This window comes from Streptomyces sp. NPDC102441, assembly GCF_044765585.1.
Classification (GTDB): domain Bacteria; phylum Actinomycetota; class Actinomycetes; order Streptomycetales; family Streptomycetaceae; genus Streptomyces.
On record NZ_JBIWKH010000015.1, the window covers coordinates 176191 to 196054 of the forward strand.

Annotated in this window: 15 protein-coding genes; 12 read left to right on the forward strand and 3 right to left on the reverse strand. The window is 69.7% G+C overall.

Annotation, left to right across the window (positions count from 1 at the left end):
• Positions 1-100 precede the first annotated feature (100 nt).
• The 6 genes from eno (at position 101) to ACIREO_RS30235 (ending at position 6926) form a co-directional block, all read left to right on the forward strand.
• Positions 101-1387, forward strand: a complete 1287-nt coding sequence (eno, locus tag ACIREO_RS30210) for a phosphopyruvate hydratase (protein WP_404115899.1) — start codon at positions 101-103, stop codon at positions 1385-1387.
• A gap of 94 nt (positions 1388-1481) precedes the next feature.
• Positions 1482-1952, forward strand: coding sequence for a septum formation initiator family protein (locus tag ACIREO_RS30215; protein ID WP_404115901.1), 471 nt, complete (start codon positions 1482-1484; stop codon positions 1950-1952).
• 70 nt (positions 1953-2022) lie between these two features.
• Positions 2023-2565: a DUF501 domain-containing protein gene (locus ACIREO_RS30220; protein WP_404116070.1), complete on the forward strand. Its 543-nt coding sequence runs from the start codon at positions 2023-2025 to the stop codon at positions 2563-2565.
• Positions 2566-2594: 29 nt separating this feature from the next.
• The gene (locus ACIREO_RS30225) at positions 2595-3536 is read left to right on the forward strand and encodes an exopolyphosphatase (RefSeq protein WP_404115903.1); all 942 of its coding nucleotides are present in this window, start codon (positions 2595-2597) and stop codon (positions 3534-3536) included.
• 448 nt (positions 3537-3984) lie between these two features.
• On the forward strand, positions 3985-5370 hold the full coding sequence (locus ACIREO_RS30230) for an NAD(P)/FAD-dependent oxidoreductase (RefSeq protein ID WP_404115905.1): 1386 nt from the start codon (positions 3985-3987) through the stop codon (positions 5368-5370).
• Positions 5371-5621: 251 nt separating this feature from the next.
• Complete coding sequence (locus tag ACIREO_RS30235; protein WP_404115907.1) at positions 5622-6926, forward strand: class I SAM-dependent methyltransferase; 1305 nt, start codon at positions 5622-5624, stop codon at positions 6924-6926.
• Positions 6927-6985: 59 nt separating this feature from the next.
• Here the strand turns inward: ACIREO_RS30235 and ACIREO_RS30240 are convergent, their stop codons facing one another.
• The 3 genes from ACIREO_RS30240 to ACIREO_RS30250 all read right to left on the reverse strand — a co-directional run bounded on the left by ACIREO_RS30240 (position 6986) and on the right by ACIREO_RS30250 (position 11534).
• Positions 6986-9517 (reverse strand): ABC transporter permease, encoded by a 2532-nt coding sequence (locus tag ACIREO_RS30240; RefSeq protein WP_404115909.1) that lies wholly within the window; start codon positions 9515-9517, stop codon positions 6986-6988.
• 60 nt (positions 9518-9577) lie between these two features.
• The gene (locus ACIREO_RS30245) at positions 9578-10384 is read right to left on the reverse strand and encodes an ABC transporter ATP-binding protein (RefSeq protein ID WP_404115911.1); all 807 of its coding nucleotides are present in this window, start codon (positions 10382-10384) and stop codon (positions 9578-9580) included.
• Positions 10385-10514: 130 nt separating this feature from the next.
• A complete protein-coding gene (locus ACIREO_RS30250; RefSeq protein WP_404115913.1) occupies positions 10515-11534 on the reverse strand; it encodes a LacI family DNA-binding transcriptional regulator in 1020 nt (339 codons plus the stop codon).
• Positions 11535-11759: 225 nt separating this feature from the next.
• On the opposite strand from ACIREO_RS30250, the gene ACIREO_RS30255 reads away from it, so the two are divergent.
• The 6 genes from ACIREO_RS30255 (at position 11760) to ACIREO_RS30280 (ending at position 19749) form a co-directional block, all read left to right on the forward strand.
• A complete protein-coding gene (locus ACIREO_RS30255; RefSeq protein WP_404115915.1) occupies positions 11760-13484 on the forward strand; it encodes an ABC transporter substrate-binding protein in 1725 nt (574 codons plus the stop codon).
• 108 nt (positions 13485-13592) lie between these two features.
• A complete protein-coding gene (locus tag ACIREO_RS30260) occupies positions 13593-14588 on the forward strand; it encodes an ABC transporter permease (protein WP_404115916.1) in 996 nt (331 codons plus the stop codon).
• A complete protein-coding gene (locus tag ACIREO_RS30265; protein ID WP_404115918.1) occupies positions 14585-15490 on the forward strand; it encodes an ABC transporter permease in 906 nt (301 codons plus the stop codon). The genes ACIREO_RS30260 and ACIREO_RS30265 overlap by 4 nt, the downstream gene beginning before the upstream one ends.
• A 4-nt stretch (positions 15491-15494) precedes the next feature.
• Complete coding sequence (locus ACIREO_RS30270) at positions 15495-16439, forward strand: ABC transporter ATP-binding protein (RefSeq protein ID WP_404115920.1); 945 nt, start codon at positions 15495-15497, stop codon at positions 16437-16439.
• On the forward strand, positions 16421-17332 hold the full coding sequence (locus ACIREO_RS30275) for an ATP-binding cassette domain-containing protein (protein WP_404115922.1): 912 nt from the start codon (positions 16421-16423) through the stop codon (positions 17330-17332). The genes ACIREO_RS30270 and ACIREO_RS30275 overlap by 19 nt, the downstream gene beginning before the upstream one ends.
• A complete protein-coding gene (locus ACIREO_RS30280; RefSeq protein WP_404115924.1) occupies positions 17329-19749 on the forward strand; it encodes a glycoside hydrolase family 2 protein in 2421 nt (806 codons plus the stop codon). Before ACIREO_RS30275 ends, ACIREO_RS30280 begins: the two co-directional genes overlap by 4 nt.
• Positions 19750-19864: the final 115 nt, after the last annotated feature.

Sequence of the window (19864 nt, forward strand, 5' to 3'; positions counted from 1 at the left end):
GGGCGGACGGCCGACGGAGCGTGCCGAGCCGGTTAGGCTCGTGGCGCAAGGCCACAGTGACCCTGCACAACCAGTGTCAGATCCCAGAAGGAGATGCCTCGTGCCGTCCATCGACGTCGTCGTAGCCAGGGAAATCCTCGACTCCCGGGGTAACCCCACGGTCGAGGTCGAGGTTGGCCTCGACGACGGCAGCACGGGACGTGCTGCTGTTCCGTCCGGCGCCTCCACCGGCGCGTTCGAGGCCATTGAGCTTCGCGACGGCGACCCCAACCGTTACATGGGCAAGGGCGTCGAGAAGGCCGTCCTCGCCGTGATCGAGCAGATCGGCCCGGAGCTCGTCGGTTACGACGCCACCGAGCAGCGCCTCATCGACCAGGCGATGTTCGACCTGGACGCGACCGAGAACAAGGGCTCCCTCGGCGCCAACGCCATCCTCGGTGTCTCGCTGGCCGTGGCGCACGCCGCGTCCGAGGCGTCCGACCTCCCGCTGTTCCGCTACCTCGGCGGTCCGAACGCGCACCTGCTGCCCGTGCCGATGATGAACATCGTGAACGGCGGCTCGCACGCCGACTCCAACGTGGACATCCAGGAGTTCATGATCGCGCCGATCGGCGCCGAGTCCTTCTCCGAGGCCGTTCGCTGGGGCTCGGAGGTCTACCACACGCTGAAGAAGGTCCTGAAGGAAAAGGGCCTGTCCACCGGTCTCGGTGACGAGGGCGGCTTCGCCCCCGACCTCGAGTCCAACCGTGCCGCCCTCGACCTCATCATCGAGGCCATCGAGAAGGCCGGTTACGTCCCGGGCCGTGACATCGCGGTCGCGATCGACGCCGCCGCGTCCGAGTTCTACAAGGACGGCGTCTACGAGTTCGAGGGCAAGTCCCGCACGGCCGCCGAGATGACCGAGTACTACGAGGAGCTCGTCTCCGCGTACCCGGTGGTCTCCATCGAGGACCCGCTGTACGAGGACGACTGGGCGGGCTGGAAGACGATCACCGAGCGGCTCGGCTCCAAGGTGCAGATCGTCGGCGACGACCTGTTCGTCACCAACCCCGAGCGCCTCTCCCGCGGTATCGAGGAGGGTTCGGCCAACGCCCTGCTCGTCAAGGTCAACCAGATCGGTTCGCTGACCGAGGCCCTGGACGCCGTCGAGCTGGCCCAGCGCAACGGCCTCAAGTGCATGATGTCCCACCGCTCCGGTGAGACCGAGGACGTCACCATCGCCGACCTCGCCGTCGCCGTGAACTGTGGCCAGATCAAGTCCGGTGCCCCGGCCCGCTCGGACCGCGTCGCCAAGTACAACCAGCTGCTGCGCATCGAGGAGATCCTCGACGACGCCGCGGTGTACGCCGGGCGTTCGGCGTTCCCGCGGTTCCGCTACGAGGGCTGACAGCCCGAGTCCGGAGCACCAGCCTCCGTCCGTCCCCGCATCCGGTCCCGTACCGTGTGCGGGGACGGACGTGCGTAACGGGGAGGCGTGAGACATGGCCGGGAAGGAGCGCGACCGGTTCTCCACCACGACCAGGCTGCGGCTGCTCGGTGAGCAGACGGCGGCCCGTGTCTACCGGTCGCAGAGCCGCCGCCAGGCCCGCCGCTCACGGCTCACCGGGCGGGCGGCGTTCCTGGCGCTGATCGTCTGCTCCCTGGTGGTCGCCCTCGCGTATCCCATGCGGCAGTACATCTCCCAGCGCGACCAGATCGCCGACCAGGAGAGGCTCTCGCGGGAGGCGCACGAGCGGACCGAGGAGCTGCGCGACGAGAAGGCGCGGCTCAAGGACGACGCGTACATCCGCCGTCTGGCACGCCAGCACCTCCACTACGTGCTGCCCGGCGAGACCGGCTACACGGTGATCGACCCGGACGCGGCAGAGGTCCGCCAGGGTGATCCGGGTGCGACCGGGCGGCCCTGGCACTCGAACCTCTGGGACGGCGTCGACAGCGCGGACCGCGAGTGATCCCGTACCGGCGCAGGGTCTTCTCCCCGTACCGATTCATACAGTCCGACCGATGACATTCAAGGCAGGCATGGACACGCCCCCTCCGCAGACCGAATCCACCACGCCCACCGCTGCGGACATCGCCGCGTTCGAGCTCCAGCTCGGCCGGCCGCCGCGAGGGCTGCGCGCCATCGCGCACCGCTGCCCGTGCGGCAACCCGGACGTGGTCGAGACGCAGCCCCGTCTGGAGGACGGCACGCCGTTCCCGACGACGTACTACCTGACCTGCCCGCGTGCGGCCTCCGCGATCGGCACGCTGGAGGCCAACGGGGTCATGAAGGAGATGACCGAGCGGCTCACGACGGATCCGGAGCTGGCCGCCGCCTACCGGGCCGCGCACGAGGACTACCTCGCGCGCCGTGACGCCATCGAGGTCCTGGAGGGCTTCCCGAGCGCGGGCGGCATGCCGGACCGGGTGAAGTGCCTGCACGTCCTGGTCGGCCACTCGCTGGCGGCGGGCCCCGGAGTGAACCCGCTGGGCGACGAGGCGATCGCGATGCTGCCGGAGTGGTGGGCGAAGGGGCCGTGCGTCACGCCGTGCGGTTCCGGTGCCGAGCCCGACGCGTCCTGACCCGCCGCACGTACAGACACAGGAGCCCCATGACCCGCGTTGCCGCCATCGACTGCGGTACCAACTCCATCCGCCTGCTCGTCGCGGATGTGGATCCCGCCACCGGGGAGTTCACCGAGCTCGACCGCCGGATGCGGATCGTCCGGCTCGGCCAGGGCGTCGACCGGACCGGCCGGCTGGCCCCCGAGGCGCTGGAGCGCACCTTCGACGCCTGCCGCGAGTACGCGGCCGTGATCGAGGAGCTCGGCGCCGACCGGATCCGGTTCGTCGCCACGTCCGCTTCCCGCGACGCGGAGAACAGCGACACGTTCGTCCGTGGCGTCCTGGACATCGTGGGCGTCGAGCCCGAGGTCATCACCGGTGACCAGGAGGCGCAGTTCTCCTTCGACGGCGCCACCAGGGAACTGGTGGGCGCCGACCATCTGGAGAAGCCGTATCTCGTCGTGGACATCGGCGGTGGCTCCACCGAGTTCGTCGTCGGTGACGACCGTGTCCGTGCCGCCCGGTCCGTGGACATCGGCTGCGTACGGATGACCGAGCGTCACCTGGTCCTGGACGGGGCTGTGGTGGACCCGCCCACGCCCGACCGGGTCGCGGCGATCCGCGCGGACATCGACGCCGCCCTGGACCTGGCGGAGGAGAGCGTGCCGATCTCGTCGGCTGCGACGCTCGTCGGTCTCGCCGGGACGGTCACGACCATCGCCGCGACGGCGCTCGGGCTGAAGGAGTACGACTCCGAGGCGATCCACCACTCCCGGGTCTCCGTAGGGCAGGTCCGGGAGATCACCGCGCGGCTGCTCGCCTCGACGCACGAGGAGCGCGCGGCGATTCCCGCGATGCATCCGGGCCGGGTCGATGTGATCGCCTCGGGGGCGCTCGTCCTGCTCGCGGTGATGGAGCGGACCGGGGCCCGTGAGGTCGTCGTCAGCGAACACGACATTCTCGACGGGATCGCCTGGTCGGCCGCCTGATCACAGCGCCGTCGCCGATGTGGCGAGACGCCGCTCATACGCATTCCGGCCTGCACCTTTGAGCCCGCGAAGCCCCCTCCGGATCCGTCCGGAGGGGGCTTTCGCGAGGTGCTCCGACGAACTTCGTGAACTTCTTCACAAGGAATTCGGCCCTACTGGGCGAAGTTCTGCTCCTGGAGGGCCGTGCGGGGCGTCCGGAGGTCCGCGGCGGGGTACTGCGGGAGGGTTTCGGGGGTGTGGCCGGGGCGTGTCCCCGGTGGGTGGTTCCTCCCGCCCGAGGACTCAAGGGCCAGCTCACAAGCGGTGAACAACGTTCGCCGGAAGGCCGTGGTTCCCCACCCGCACCATGACCTGGGTCACGTGGGCGGCGAAGTGTAGCAGAGGGTGGGCCATACCTTGTGAAGGGGCTCACGAGCATGCCCCCCGAGGGGGGTGGATACTCGATGGCATGAGCACCACGGAGCGTCCCAGGATCCTCGTTGTAGGCGGTGGGTACGTAGGCCTGTACGCAGCTCGTCGCATTCTGAAGAAGATGCGGTATGGAGAGGCGACCGTCACGGTCGTCGACCCGCGCTCGTACATGACGTACCAGCCCTTCCTCCCCGAAGCTGCTGCCGGCAGCATCTCGCCTCGGCATGTCGTCGTCCCGCTGCGACGCGTGCTGCCCAAGGCAGAGGTTCTCACCGGCCGTGTCACGACCATCGATCAGGACCGCAAGGTCGCCACGGTCGCGCCGCTCGTCGGTGAGGCCTACGAGCTGCCCTTCGACTACCTGGTCATCGCGATGGGCGCGATCTCCCGTACCTTCCCGATCCCCGGCCTCGCCGAGCAGGGCATCGGCATGAAGGGCATCGAGGAGTCCATCGGCCTGCGCAACCACGTCCTCGAGCAGCTGGACAAGGCCGACTCGACGACCGATGAGGACGTCCGCCGCAAGGCGCTGACGTTCGTCTTCGTGGGCGGCGGCTTCGCCGGTGCGGAGACCATCGGCGAGGTCGAGGACATGGCGCGCGACGCGGCGAAGTACTACACGAGCGTGAAGCGTGAGGACATGCGCTTCGTCCTGGTCGACGCCGCCGACAAGATCCTTCCCGAGGTCGGCCCGAAGCTGGGCGCGTACGGCAAGGAGCACCTGGAGAGCCGTGGTGTCGAGGTCTACCTCTCGACCTCCATGGACTCCTGCGTCGACGGTCACGTGGTGCTGAAGAACGGCCTCGAGGTCGACTCCAACACCATCGTCTGGACGGCCGGCGTGAAGCCGAACCCGGCGCTGTCCCGTTTCGGTCTGCCGCTCGGCCCGCGTGGTCACGTGGACACCTCCGAGAAGCTCCAGGTGCAGGGCACCGACTACATCTGGGCCGCGGGCGACAACGCCCAGGTGCCGGACATGGTCGGCCGCCGTGCGGGCAACCCGAACGCCTGGTGCCCGCCGAACGCCCAGCACGCGCTGCGTCAGGCGAAGGTCCTCGGCGACAACGTCATCTCCGGCATGCGGGGCTTCCCGCAGAAGGAGTACAGCCACGCCAACAAGGGTGCGGTCGCCGGACTGGGCCTGCACAAGGGCGTCGCGATGATCGTCGTGGGCAAGGTGAAGATCAAGGTCAAGGGCCGTCTCGCCTGGTACATGCACCGTGGCTACCACGGCATGGCGATGCCGACCTGGAACCGTAAGATCCGGATCTTCGCGGACTGGACGCTGGCGATGTTCCTGAAGCGCGAGGTCGTCTCGCTCGGCGCCATGGAGACTCCGCGCGAGGAGTTCTACGAGGCCGCCAAGCCGAGCCCGGCTCCGGTCGCGGCCAAGGCCGACGGCGAGAAGGCCAAGGCTTCGTAGGGCCTGTACGCACCGAAGGGGTCGTCCGCCATCCGTGGTGCGGACGGCCCCTTCGGCGTTCCCGGACCCCTTGAACTAGATGGTGAGTGCAAGTATTTTGCCGTTCCGTTGCCAAGGAACGGGATGGCGCGGGCGCTGAGCGGTGTTGACGGTCATGTACCTCGCCGCGGCCCCGAGGTGTCGCGGCCCGGTTCGGATGCGTATATGCGAATTTAGGCACGTTCGGAAACACCACCACGGAGGTGTGCACCATGGCCGACGCCGCATCGCGGCTGACCGCTCTCGCGGAAGAGTTGCTGGGGGAACCCCTGCCGGTCCGGATCCGGGCCTGGGACGGCAGCGAGTCCGGGCCGCCGGGTGCCCCCGCTCTCGTGCTGCGCCACCGCCGCGCCCTGCGCAGGCTGCTCTGGAAGCCGGGCGAACTGGGTCTGGCCCGCGCCTGGGTGGCCGGCGAGATCGACATCGACGGCGACCTGTACGCGGCCCTGAACGCCGTGGCCTCGCTGCTCTGGGAGCGCGGTGCCGACGCGAAGGACTCCGTCCACCCCGTCCGCGACCCGAGGGTGCGGGCGTTCGCCCGCGGCCTCGTACAGATGGCGGGCCCCTGGCCGCCGCCGCCCCCGCCCGCCGAGGAGATCCGCCGCCGCACCGGCGCGCTCCACACCAGGCGCCGGGACAAAGAGGCCATCAGCCATCACTACGACGTCGGCAACGACTTCTACGCGATGGTCCTGGGCCCGTCCATGGTCTACTCCTGCGCCTACTGGCAGGACGGGGCCACACTCGAGGACGCCCAGCGCGAAAAGCTCGACCTCGTCAGCCGCAAGCTCGCCCTCAAGGAGGGCGACCGCCTGCTCGACGTGGGCTGCGGCTGGGGCTCCATGGCCATCCACGCCGCCCGTGAGTACGGGGCCCAGGTCACCGGAGTGACTCTCTCCACCGAACAGGCCGCGTTCGCCCGCAAGCGCATCGCGGAGGAGGGCCTCACCGACCGGATCGAGATCCGGGTCCAGGACTACCGGGACGTCAGGGACGGTCCGTACGACGCCATCTCCTCGATCGGCATGGCCGAGCACGTCGGCTCGGTCCGCTTCCGGGAGTACGCCGACGACCTCTACGCACTCCTGAAGCCCGGAGGGCGGCTGCTCAACCACCAGATCGCCCGCCGCCCCGAGAAGGACGAGTCGGCCTACCACGTCGACGACTTCATCGACGCCTACGTCTTCCCCGACGGAGAACTGGCCCCGGTGGGGCGTACCGTCGCCACCCTGGAGGAGGCCGGCTTCGAGGCCCGGGACGTGGAGGCGATCCGCGAGCACTACGCACTGACCCTGCGTCAGTGGGTGGCCAATCTGGAGAAGCACTGGAAGGAAGCCGTACGGGCCACCTCGCCCGGGCGGGCCAGGGTCTGGCGGCTCTACATGGCCGCCTCCGCGCTCTCCTTCGAGCACAACAAGATCGGCGTCAACCAGATCCTCGCCGTGCGTCCGCGGGACGGCGGCGGCGCGGACATGCCGCTGCGCGCCCGTGACTGGACGGCGTCGGCGAACGGCTGATCCGGGAACGCGGAAGGGCCGGTACCCGCCTCGGCGGGTACCGGCCCTTCCGCATGTGCCTATTCCGTCTTGATCGCGGTCAGCATGTTCAGCTTCGCGCCGTTACGGGCCGGCCACAGCGAGGCCAGCACACCCACGAATCCTGCAAGTACCAGGAAGAGCGCGAGCCGCTCCCACGGGATGACCAGGGCGTAGCCCGGGATCGAGGCGGACAGGCTCTTCCCGATCGCCCAGCCGAGGAACGTGCCGAGGGCCACTCCGACCACCGCCCCGAAGAGCGAGATGACGACGGCCTCCAGCCGGATCATGCGCTTGACCCTGCGCCGGTCCAGGCCGATCGCCCGCAGCATGCCGATCTCCTGCTGGCGTTCGAAGACCGACATGGCCAGCGTGTTGACGACCCCGAGGACGGCGATGATCAGGGCCATGGCCAGCAGCGCGTACATGATGTTCAGCGCGGTGTTGATGAACCCGCCGGACATGTCCCTGATGCCCTGGCGGTCCATGACGCTCATCGCCGGGTTGTCACCGAGCGCGTCGATCACGGCCTTCTCGCCGGCGTCGCTCTGGCCGCCGTCCATGGTCAGCCAGACCTCGCGGATGTCGGCGAGGCTCTCGTGCGGGCCGATGAGGTCCTCGGGGATCAGGACCGAGGAGAGGAACTCGTTCCCCTCGTAGAGCGCGCCGACCTTGAGGGTCTCCTTCTTCTCGTCCTCGTACTTCACGGGCAAGCTGTCGCCGGTCTTCCAGCCGTTCGACTTCGCGGTATCGCGGTCGACGGCGATCTCGCCGTCCTTCAGCGACGAGAGCGAGCCGGAGACCGTCTTCAGGGCGAAGACCTTCTCGACGTCGCCCGGGGTGACTCCGGAGGCCGAGATGTCCGACTCGTCACCGATGCTGAGCCAGACGGACCGCTGGGGGGTGGCCGCCGCGACGCCGTCAGCCTTGCGCAGGGCGGTGATCGCCGACTCGTCGAGCGAGTCCCCGCTGGCCATCGAGACCCTGTAGTCGGCCCGGATGTTGTCCGTCGTCATCTTGTCGACGGCCTGGCCGAGCGTGACGCCGAGCACGGAGATACCGGTGACCAGGGTGAGCCCGATCGCCAGAGCGGAGGCGGTGGCTCCGGTGCGGCGCGGATTGCGGACCGCGTTCTGCGCGGCCAGCTTGCCGGAGACTCCGAACAGCCCCCGCAGCAGCGGACGTACCAGGGCGATCACCGGCCGCGAGAGCAGCGGGATGAGCACGATGACACCGATGAGGGCGAGGAAGGCGCCGCCACCGAGGAGCCACCGGCCGTTCTCGTCGCCCTGAGCGGCACCGGCGACGATCGCGGCGGCCCCGAGGAGGGTGATCACCGCGCCGAACGAGTTCCGCACGACCAGCGACTTGGTGGTGGCCACCGCGTGCACGCTGTTCATCGCAGCCACCGGCGGGATCTTGGCGGCGCGACGGGCGGGCAGCCAGGCGGCGAACACGGTGATGAGCACGCCGACGGCGAACGCGGAGGCGACCGCGGTGGGGGAGACGACCAGCGGACCGGCCGGGATCTTCCCGCCGAACATCCCCATCGCGGAACGCAGTCCCGTCGCGAGGCCGACGCCGAGGAGGAAGCCGATCACGGAGGAGATCACACCGACCACACCGGCTTCGAGCAGGATGGACCGCTTGACCTGCCGACGGGAGGCGCCGACGGCGCGCATCAGGGCGAGTTCCTTGGTGCGCTGGGCGATGAGCATGGTGAACGTGTTGGCGATCAGGAACACACCGACGAAGAGCGCGATGGCGGCGAAGGCCAGCAGCATCGAGTTGAGGCTCTTGAGGCCGGACTCGGTCAGCCTGGCCTCATCGGCCGCGACGGCCGTGCCCGTCCTGGCCACGGCGTCCTCCGGGAGGAGGGGCTCCACGGCGTCCAGCAGCTGCTGGTCGGACGCGCCGGCCGCGGCGGTCACGGTGACGTCCTTGTACTCACCGGGCCGCAGGTAGAGCTGCTGGGCGACCTCGGTGTCGAAGAGGACCAGGCTGCCGCCGGCGTTCACGGCCCCGTCCTCGGTGGTGAAGACACCGGAGAGGGTGTACTCCTTCACCGGCCCGTTGGTGGCGACCCGCACCGGCTCGCCCACGCGGTACTCGCCCTTGGCCGCGGTCTCCTTGTCGAGGGCGATCTGGCCGGCCTTCGCCGGCCCTGTGCCGTCGGTGAACGTGTACTGCGCGTCCTTGCCGTCGGCGCCGGGGGAGAAGTTGGAGCCGGTGTTGGACCAGCCGTCCCCGATGAGCTTGCCGCCGGTGTCGGCGACGCCGGCGAATCCGGAGACCCGTCCGGTGGCCTCCGCCACGCCGTCGAGGTCCTGGATCTTCTTGAGCGTGGCCTCGTCGACGGCAGTGGTCTCCTCGTCACCGCGCTCGGCCCAGGTCGTGACGGCGACGGCGACGTCGTCGTAGCTCTTGGCGGACTGGTTACGGAAGGCGTTGCCGAGGGTGTCGGTGAAGACCAGGGTGCCCGAGACGAAGGCGACGCCGAGCATCACGGCGAGCACGGTCATCAGCAGCCTGGCCTTGTGCGCAAGGACATTGCGCACGGCGGTACGGAACATGTCGTCAATTCCTGGGGGGAGTTCGGGATGCGGAAGGGAGGAACGGCAGCCTCTGAGGTGTCAGCTGGTGCGGCCCTTCGCGTCGAACGCCTTCATCCGGTCCAGGACCCCGTCGGCGGTGGGGTTCAGCATCTGGTCGACGACCGCGCCGTCGGCGAGGAACACCACGCGGTCCGCGTAGGAGGCGGCCACCGGGTCGTGGGTCACCATCACCACGGTCTGGCCGAGCTCACGCACCGAGTTGCGCAGGAAGCCGAGGACCTCGGCGCCGGAGCGGGAGTCCAGGTTCCCGGTCGGCTCGTCGCCGAAGATGATCTCCGGCTGAGAGGCCAGGGCGCGGGCGACGGCGACGCGCTGCTGCTGGCCGCCGGAGAGCTCCGTGGGGCGGTGCTTCAGCCGGTCGGAGAGGCCGACCATGTCGATGACCCTCTGGAGCCAAGCGGCGTCGGGCTTACGCCCGGCGATGTCCATCGGCAGGGTGATGTTCTCCAGGGCGGTCAGCGTGGGCAGCAGGTTGAAGGCCTGGAAGATGAAGCCGATCTTGTCCCGGCGCAGCTGCGTGAGCTGCTTGTCCTTCAGCGTCCCCAGCTCTGTCTCGCCCAGGCGTACGGAGCCGCTGCTGAAGCTGTCGAGACCGGCCACGCAGTGCATCAGCGTGGACTTCCCGGAACCCGACGGGCCCATGATCGCGGTGAATTCCCCCTGCGGGAAGTCCACGGTCACCCGGTCGAGGGCGACCACCTGGGTCTCACCCGCGCCGTAGACCTTCGACAGCTCCGTCGCGCGGGCGGCGACCGCGGTGGTGCGGTGAACGGTGGTGGTGGTCACAGGGGTACTCCTGGTTCGTACGACAGGTCGTGGGGACATCTCCATCCTCGCCGCCGTACCGTGCCGGGTCATCAGTCCTCGTGCCCGTTCCCGGGGCCCTCTTGAGTCGCACCCGCCGTGCGGTGGCGTAGTCCTGAGGTAGGAGACGACCCCGAGTCCCGCCGGTCGCTCAGCGGGGCGGGGCGGTGGACCCGCGGGGCACCAGCCGGGCCGTCGCGTCCTCGAACCCGGGGGCGGAGCCGTCGGCCACCATCGTCAGCAGGGTGCGGGCCGCGTGGCTGCCGTAAGCGGGGATGTCCCTGCTCAGTGCGGTCAGCGGCGGACGTACGACGCGGGAGAGCTGGGAGTCGTCCCAGGCGACGAGCGAGAGATCGGCGGGGACGTCGAGCCCCATCTCCTGCGCGACGGACAGCCCGGCGACTGCCATGATGTCGTTGTCGTAGATGACGGCGGTCGGCCGCTCGGGCGAGCTGATCAGCCGGCGGGTGGCGTGCGCGCCCTCCTCGCCCGAGTAGTCGGTGTGCATCACCACCGGCTCGCTCAGCCCGAGTGCGGCGCTGATCTCGCGCTGGGCGCGGTCGCGCAGCTGGGTGTGGATCAGCTCGGGCAGCCCGGCGACCCGGGCGACGGAGCGATGGCCGAGCGCGGCCAGATACGTCAGGGTGTCCCGCAGAGCCGCCGAGTCGTCCGACCACACGGGGGTGAGGGCTCCCGCCCCCGAGGGATGGCCGATCACGACGGCGGGCATGCCCAGCTCGGTGATCCCCCCGATGCGTGGATCGGGTGAGCGCACATCGGCGAGGAACACCCCGTCCACCCGGCCCTCGCCCCACCAGCGGCGGTACATCTCCAGCTCCTGCGCCGGATCGGTGACGACCTGGAGGAGCAGGGCGTAGCCACGGGTGGACAGTTCGGTCTCGATGCCGCTGATCAGCTCCATGAAGAACGGCTCGACCCCGAGCATCCTGGCCGGCCTGGACAGCGCCAGCCCCACGGTGTCCGCCCTGGCACGGGTGAGGGCGCGGGCGGCGCTGTTGGGTCGCCAGCCGATCTCCTGCGCGATGGCCTTGATGGACGCGCGGGTCGCGGAGGAGACCCCGGGGCGGTCGTTCAGCGCGTATGACACCGCGACCTTCGACACCCCGGCGCGGCGCGCGATGTCGGCGATCGTGGGGCGGTGCTTGGACATACGACCTCACTTAACCGGTTCGCCCTGAAGAGCCGCATCTTAGTCACAGGTCCCTGACCTCCGCCTTCCCCCGTGCGGTCCAGACCTCTTGGGCAAGCCCGGGAAACCGTGTGGATGGGAGCGCTCCCGCACTCTTGACACCGGTCCGGGGCACCCATACCTTCACGGCACTTACCCGGTTCAGTGACTCCGCTAATCAGGGACGGCGGGGGAAGAGGAGGGGCTATGGGTACGCGTACCCGGCTGCGGGTCACCACCGCACTCGCCGTGTTCACACTCGCCGCGACCGCGTGCACGGGAGGCGGCTCGGGGGCGGGCGGCACGGCCGGCAAGGGCGGCTCGCTGCCGCGCAACGAGACGCTCTACACGACCGGCACCCAGTGGGGGCCTCCGGCCAACTACAACCCGCTGCGCAACTGGGACCACGCGACCGGCACCAAGGGCCTGGTCTACGAGACCCTGTTCCACTACGACCCGAACGAGGGCAAGCTGACGCCCTGGCTCGCGGAGTCCGGCAGCTGGACCGGTGAGAAGACGTACGAGGTGAAGCTGCGCAAGGGCATCACCTGGGCGGACGGCAAGCCGCTGACCGCCGAGGACGTGGCGTACTCGTACGGCCTCGGCAAGATCGAGGCCTCCGCCTTCCACTCGCTGTGGAGCTGGCTGTCCGACGCGAAGGCGGTGGACGACAGCACGGTCCGCTTCACCTTCAAGGAGGCCCGCTACCAGGAGTGGGACTACACCCTCTACGGCCAGCCGGTCGTCCCCGAGCACGTCTGGGGCTCCCGCAGTGACGAGGACGTCCTCAACGGCGTCAACGACAAGCCGGTCGGCACCGGGGCGTACAAGCTGAAGAGCAAGACCCAGGACCGGGTCGTGTGGGAGCGGCGCGACGACTGGTGGGGCACCGAGGCGCTCGGCATGACGCCCGCCCCGCGCTACATCGTCGACGTCTCCAACCCGAGCAACGAAGTGGTCATCGGTCAGCTGGGCCAGGGCCAGCTGGACCTCAGCAACAACTTCCTGCCCGGCGCGGCCTCGCTGATCAAGAGCAAGAAGGTCGTGTCGTACTACGACAAGGCCCCGTACATGCTCTCGGCCAACACCGCCTGGCTGGTGCCCAACACCACCAGGAAGCCGATGGACGACGCCGCCTTCCGCCGTGCGCTCGCCGCGTCCGTCGACATCGGGAAGATCGTCAAGGGTGTCTACGGCGACCTGGTCAAGCCGGCCTCCCCGACCGGTCTGCTGCCGCAGTGGGAGCAGTTCGACGACAAGGCCCTCATCGCGGAGAAGGGCTTCACGCACGACGCGGCCGCCGCGAAGAAGGAGCTCGCGGAGGCCGGCTACGAGGACAAGGACGGCGACGGCTTCGTCGAGAACAAGGACGGCTCCACGATCAGCCTGAAGCTGGCCGTGCCCTCGGGCTGGACCGACTGGATGGAGGCGGCCAAGGTCATCGCCGCCGGGGCCAAGGACGCGGGCATCAGGATCAGCACCGAGTTCCCCGACCAGAACGCCCTCAACGAGCAGCGCGGCAAGGGCGACTTCGACCTCATCCTCAACAACGAGCGCCAGCTGTCCAACACCCCGTGGACGTACTACGACTACGTGTTCCAGATGCCGGTCCAGAAGCAGCAGAACACGGTGAACTTCGGACGGTACGAGAACGCGGAGGCCTGGAAGCTGGTGCAGGAGCTCGGCGGGGTCAAGACCGACGACACGGCGGGCATGAAGGCCGCCGTCTCGAAGATCCAGGACATCCAGCTCACCGAGATGCCCATCATCCCGCTCTGGTACAACGGCCTCTGGTCGCAGTCCACCACCGGCACCTGGACGAACTGGCCGTCGGACGCCGAGGGAGCTCCCAGGACGGCGCCGGCCCTGTGGCGCAACTGGCTGGAGCTGGGCGGCTTCGAGACGCTCACGCAGATCAAGCCCGTCAAGTAGGACTGCCCGGCAAATGGAGGCCGGCCGTCTCCGGCTTCATGACCGCCCCGCCGTGCGCGCGCACCTGACCGCGCGCGCACGGCGGGGCTCTCCACCAGGGGAGCACCCTTGCGCCGCTATTTCGCCCGCAAACTTCTCATCTACGGCCTGACGTTCGTCGTCGCCGTCACCGTCAACTGGATGATCCCGCGCTTCATGCCCGGTGACCCGGTCTCCGCCATGGTCGCCCGCGCCCGTGTCTCCCAGCCGGAGGCCGCCGAGGCGATGCGCACCTACTACAACAACCTGTTCGGCTTCGACGAGCCCTTGTGGCAGCAGTACCTCCACTTCTGGGGCGCGCTGCTCCAGGGCGACTTCGGTATCTCCATCTTCGTCTTCCCGACGCCGGTCGGTGACGTCCTGCTCGACGCGCTCCCGTACACGCTCGGCCTGATGATTCCGGCCGTCCTGCTCAGCTGGTTCGTGGGCAACTGGATCGGCGCGCTCTCCGCCCGCCGCAAGGTCCTGGACAACACCGTGCTGCCGGCCGGTTATCTGCTGACGGCCATGCCGTACATGTGGATCGCCGTCATCCTCGCCTGGGCGCTGGGTGCGAAGGCCGGCTGGTTCCCCATATCGGGGGGCTACAGCCTGGACATCCAGCCCGGCTGGAGCGCCGACTTCGCGCTGGACGCGCTGCACCACTGGGTGCTGCCGTTCCTCTCGCTGTTCCTCGTCGCGCTCGGCGGCTGGGCCATCGGCATGCGCAACATGATCATTTACGAGCTGGAGTCCGACTACTCCTCCTATCTCGCGGCCCTCGGCGCCCCCCAGCGGCTCATCCGCCGCTACGCGTTCCGCAACGCCGTCCTGCCCCAGGTCACCGGCCTGGCACTCCAGTTGGGGGTGCTGGTCGCCGGAGCGCTCGTCACCGAGATCGTCTTCGCCTACCCGGGGCTCGGCTCGCTGATCCTGGCCGCGATCCAGAACCAGGACTTCTTCCTGCTCCAGGGCGCGTTCCTGTTCATCGTCATCGGCGTCCTGATCGCCAACTTCCTCATCGACATCGTGTACGTCATCGTCGACCCCCGCACCCGTACGGGCATGGCAGGAGGCACGTCATGAGCACACTGCCCGACCCGGCCCCCGAGGTCCCTTCCGCCGAGGCACCCGTGGCCAAGCCCGGCCGCGAGTCGCTGCACTACGCGGTGCGCAACCCCAAGCTGATCATCGGCGTGACCCTGGTCGTCATCCTGCTCGCGGTCGGCGTCGTCGGGCCGATGCTGCTCGACAACGGCAACCCCAACGAATACGTGGGCCCGCAGGCGTCCGCGCCGGACGCCACCTACTGGATGGGCACCACCACCTTCGGCCAGGACGTCTACGCGCAGTTCGTGCACGGGCTGCGCGCCACCTTCCTGGTGGGCGTCGTCGGCGGAGCGATCGCCGCCGTCATCGCCATGGTCGTCGGCTTCCTCGCCGGCTACCGGGGCGGAGTCGTCGACGAGATCCTCAACATGCTCACCAACGTCGTCCTGGTGATCCCCGCCCTCGCCGTCCTGCTGATCATCAACGCCTACCTGGGGGTGCGCAGCGTCGCCGTGCAGGGCCTGTTCATCGGTCTGACCTCTTGGCCCTGGGCGGCCCGCGCGATCCGGGCGCAGACGTTCTCGCTGCGCACCAGGGAGTTCGTGGACCTGGCACGGCTCAGCGGGAGCGGCACCTGGCGGATCGTGTTCCGCGAGATCGCGCCCAACATGAGCTCGTACCTCTTCATGATGTTCATCCTGCTCTTCGGCGGGTCCATCCTCATCGCCTCCTCGCTGGACTTCATCGGGCTCGGCCCGACCGAGGGCGTCTCGCTCGGCCTGATGCTGCAGAGCGCCCAGCAGTGGAGCGCGCTCCAACTCGGCATGTGGTGGTGGTTCATTCCCCCGGGCGCCGGGATCACCGCGATCGTCGGCGCGCTCTACGTCGCCAACGTGGGCCTCGACGAGGTCTTCAACCCGAAGCTGAGGGAGTCGTGAGCACATGACCCTGACCGTCAACGACCTGCGGGTCCACTACCGCACACTGCGTGGCGAGGTCCGGGCCCTGGACGGAGTCAGCTTCGACCTGGCGGACGGCGAGATCCTGGGCCTGGCGGGCGAGTCCGGCTGCGGCAAGACCACCCTCGGCAAGTCCCTCATCCGGCTCGACGGGCGGATGCGGCACGCGGGCGGCACCGTCACCCTGGACGGTGACGAACTGCCGCTGTCCGACGACCGGGCGATGAACGCCTACCGCTTCCACAAGGTCTCGCTCGTCCCCCAGTACTCGATGAGCGCGCTCAACCCGACCCGCCGCGTCGGCCGCATGATCCGCGAGCTCCTCGCCTCGCGCGGGGCCGGCGTCGACACCGGCGAACTGCACCGCAGGCTGGCCCTCGTGGGCCTGGAACCCGATGTCCTGGACCGCTATCCGATCGAGCTCTCCGGCGGGATGAAGCAGCGTGCCGTCATGGTGATCTCCACGCTTCTGGACCCCTCGGTCCTGATCGCCGACGAGGTCACCTCGGCCCTCGACGTCTCCAACCAGCAGGCCGTCGTGGGCGCCCTCACGGGGCTCCGCGACAAGGGCCTGGTCACCAGCATGATCTTCGTGACCCACGACCTCGGACTGACCTCGCACATCGCCGACTCGATCATGGTGATGTACGCCGGCAAGCTCGCCGAGAAGGCCCCCACGAAGGCGCTCACGACCGCACCCCGCCACCCGTACACGAAGATGCTGATCGGATCGCTGCCCCAGGTGGGCGCCCGGTACAAGGACAAGCCGCTCAGCGGCATCGAGGGCTCCCCGCCCTCCCTGCTGAACCCGCCGGCCGGCTGCCGCTTCCGCGACCGCTGCCCGCTCGCCGACAGCGGGTGCGCCGAGGAGCCGCCGGTCGTCGAGGTGGCCCCCCGCCATACCGTCGCATGCTGGAAGGCGGCCTGATGCTGACCCTCGACCGTGTCACCAAGACCTTCCGGGCCGGCGCCTTCGGCGGCGGATCCGTCACCGCCGTCGACCAGGTGTCCTTCGCAGTGGCACCCGGAGAACTCGTCTCCCTCATCGGGGAGAGCGGCAGCGGCAAGTCGACCATCGGCCGCATGGTCCTCGGCCTCACCCAGGTCAGCGGGGGCAGCCTCACCCTGGACGGCGAACAGGTCAGGCCCGGCAGGGACTTCTACCGCCGCGTCCAGGGCGTCTTCCAGGACCCGTTCAGCTGCTACAACCCGGTCTTCAAGGCCGACCGAGTCTTCGACCTCATCCGCCGCTCCTACCACCCGGGCATCTCGGACAAGGAATGGGCCGACCGTGTCGAGAGCGCGGTACGCGACGTACGCCTGGACCCCGGACAGGTACTCGGCCGCTACCCGCACCAGCTCAGCGGCGGCCAGCTGCAGCGCCTGCTCATCGCCCGTGCGCTCCTGCTCGATCTACGCTTCCTGGTCGCCGACGAGATCACCAGCATGCTCGACGCCTCCACCCGCATCGATGTGCTCAACCTCCTCGCCGGCCTCAAGGAACGCGGCCTCGGCGTCCTCTACATCACCCACGACCTCTCGCTCGGCACCTATCTCGCCGAGAGGACGGTGGTGCTGCGGAACGGCCGCGTCGTCGAACGCGGCGACACACAGCAGGTCTTCGGCAATCCCCTGCACCCCTACACCCGGACACTTCTGGCCGCGGTGCCCCGGCTGAACCAGCCCTGGACGTCCGCCGAACCGGTGGGGGCCTGCGCCTACCACGAGGGGGGCGCGGGTGAGAGCGACCTGTACGAGACCGAGCCGGACCACTTCGTCGCCTGCGCCGGACTCCCCGACTGCGGAAGGACCCCCGCGTGACCCCTCGCCACCTGCCCCTGCACGACGGCTGGACGCTCACCGCCGACGGTCCCGTGCCCGTGGGGCTCACCGCGGGAGGCGTCCCGGCGGCCGTCCCCGGCTGCGTCCACACCGACCTGCTGGCCGCCGGACTGATCGACGACCCGTATCTGGACGACAACGAGACCCGGCTCGGCTGGATCGGCCGCACCGACTGGACGTACCGCACCACGTTCGAATGGTCCGCCGACGGCCACGAGTTCACCGACCTGTGCTTCGACGGCCTCGACACCGTCGCCACGGTCCTGCTCAACGGCACCGAGGCCGGCTCCACCGCCAACCAGCACCGCAGCTACCGCTTCCCCGTCCGGCCGCTGCTGCGCGAGGGCCTCAACACCCTCGTCGTGCGCTTCACCGCGCCGTACACCTACGCCGAGGCCATGCGCGACAAGCTCGGCGACCGGCCGGGCGCGTACGCCGAGCCGTACGCCTTCATCCGCAAGATGGCCTGCAACTTCGGCTGGGACTGGGGGCCGACCCTGGTCACCTCCGGCATCTGGCGCCCGGTCGCGCTGGAGTCCTGGACGGGCCCGCGCCTCGCGGGGGTGAAGGTGCTGGCCGACCTCGACGGGGAGGGGGTGCCGCGCCTGGCGGTCACCCTGGACATCGACGGTGCGAGGGACGAGGAGCTGGCGGCCTCGGTCTCGGTGGTGGGCGCGGGCGCGGTCTCCGTCTTCTTCGTCCCCGAGGGCGAGGACCACGCCACGGCCACCCTCGCCGTCCCCGACGCCGAGGTCTGGTGGCCGCACAGTCACGGCGCCCAGCCGCTGTACGACGTCATCGTCACGCTCGGCGGCGACCACGCCTGGACCGGCAGGACCGGCTTCCGGGGCGTCACCCTGGAGCGCGAGGCGTTCCGCGTATCCGTCAACGACGAGCCACTCTTCGTGCGCGGGGTGAACTGGATCCCCGACGACTGCTTCCCCGCCCGGATCACCCGGCAACGGGTCTCCGACCGCCTCGACCAGGCGATCGCGGCGGGAGTCAACCTGATCCGCGTCTGGGGCGGCGGCCTCTACGAGAGCGACGACTTCTACGAGCTGTGCGACGAGAAGGGGCTGCTCGTCTGGCAGGACTTCCCGTTCGCCTGCGCGGCCTACCCCGAGGAGCAGCCGCTGTACGACGAGGTGGCCGCGGAGGTACGCGAGAACCTCGTGCGGCTCGCCCCGCACCCCTCGCTGGTGCTGTGGTGCGGCAACAACGAGAACCTGGAGGGCCACGCCGACTGGGGCTGGCAGGAGAGACTGGAGGGCCGCACCTGGGGCCACGGCTACTACCACGAGCTGCTGCCCGCCCTGTGCGCCGAGACCGACCCCACCCGCCCGTACTGGCCGGGGTCGCCCTACTCGGGCTCCCCGGAGCTGCCCCCGCAGGACCCCACGCGCGGCACGGTCCACCTCTGGGACGTCTGGAACCGGGTCGACTACCGGCACTACGCCGACACCGCGCACCGCTTCGTCGCGGAGTTCGGCTTCCAGGGCCCGCCCGCGTACGCCACGCTGCGCCGCGCGGTCAGCGGCCCGCTCGCACCGGGCTCCCCGCTGCTCGCCCACCACCAGAAGGCGGAGGACGGCGACGCCAAGCTGCTGCGGGGGCTGGGCGACCATCTGCCGCAGCCGGACGGCTCCTCCTTCGAGGACTGGCACTGGCTCACCCAGCTGAACCAGGCCCGCGCGGTCGCCTTCGGGATCCGCCACTTCCGCTCGCACAGCCCGTACTGCATGGGCTCGATCGTGTGGCAGCTCAACGACTGCTGGCCGGTGGTGTCCTGGGCGGCCGTGGACGGCGACGGCCGCCGCAAGCCGCTCTGGTACGCCCTGCGCACGGTGTACGCGGACCGGCTGATGGCCGTACGGGACGGCGCCCTGCACCTGGTCAACGACTGCGCCCGCCCGTGGGAGGGCACGCTGAGGCTGACCCGGCGCTCCCTGGACGGCGTGGTGCTGGCCGAGGAGACGGCCGTGGTGGGCACGGCGGCCCGTGGAGTCACCCGCGTGCCACTGCCGCCCTCGGTCGCCGAACCGGACGACAGCGCCCGCGAGGTGCTGGTGGCGGAGCTCGGCGAGCACCGGGTGGTCGAGTTCTACGAGGAGGACACCCGCCTCGCGCTGCCGCCGGCGAGCTATCACTCCACGGTCACCCAGGGTGACGAATCGGGCATCGGCTACCGGGTCACGGTGACGGCGCGGACGCTGCTGCGCGACCTCTCGCTCTTCCCCGACCGGCTGGATCCGGCGGCCGAGGTGGACGACATGCTCGTCACTCTGCTGCCCGGCGAGAGCGCCGTCTTCCACGTCACGGGTGCCGTGCTGAAGGACCCTGTGGCACTGGGTTCACGGCCCGTTCTCCGCTGCGTCAACGACACCGTCGACGGCTGAGGTGGCGGGCCCTGGCGAACGGTGGCGCGGCCCATGGCGTACGCGCCGTGCGGGTGCGGCGAGTTTCCGTCATTCCCGTTTGCCGGGGGTTCGTACCCCTCGACCGGGCCGGGCG

Coding starts and splice junctions, on each gene's coding strand:
- ACIREO_RS30215 (WP_404115901.1), top strand. CDS start 1,482: ATGGCCGGGAAGGAGCGCGACCGGTTCTCCACCACGACCAGGCTGCGG.
- ACIREO_RS30220 (WP_404116070.1), top strand. CDS start 2,023: ATGGACACGCCCCCTCCGCAGACCGAATCCACCACGCCCACCGCTGCG.
- ACIREO_RS30225 (WP_404115903.1), top strand. CDS start 2,595: ATGACCCGCGTTGCCGCCATCGACTGCGGTACCAACTCCATCCGCCTG.
- ACIREO_RS30230 (WP_404115905.1), top strand. CDS start 3,985: ATGAGCACCACGGAGCGTCCCAGGATCCTCGTTGTAGGCGGTGGGTAC.
- ACIREO_RS30235 (WP_404115907.1), top strand. CDS start 5,622: ATGGCCGACGCCGCATCGCGGCTGACCGCTCTCGCGGAAGAGTTGCTG.
- ACIREO_RS30240 (WP_404115909.1), bottom strand. CDS start 9,517: ATGTTCCGTACCGCCGTGCGCAATGTCCTTGCGCACAAGGCCAGGCTG.
- ACIREO_RS30245 (WP_404115911.1), bottom strand. CDS start 10,384: ATGTCCCCACGACCTGTCGTACGAACCAGGAGTACCCCTGTGACCACC.
- ACIREO_RS30250 (WP_404115913.1), bottom strand. CDS start 11,534: ATGTCCAAGCACCGCCCCACGATCGCCGACATCGCGCGCCGCGCCGGG.
- ACIREO_RS30255 (WP_404115915.1), top strand. CDS start 11,760: ATGGGTACGCGTACCCGGCTGCGGGTCACCACCGCACTCGCCGTGTTC.
- ACIREO_RS30265 (WP_404115918.1), top strand. CDS start 14,585: ATGAGCACACTGCCCGACCCGGCCCCCGAGGTCCCTTCCGCCGAGGCA.
- ACIREO_RS30270 (WP_404115920.1), top strand. CDS start 15,495: ATGACCCTGACCGTCAACGACCTGCGGGTCCACTACCGCACACTGCGT.
- ACIREO_RS30275 (WP_404115922.1), top strand. CDS start 16,421: ATGCTGGAAGGCGGCCTGATGCTGACCCTCGACCGTGTCACCAAGACC.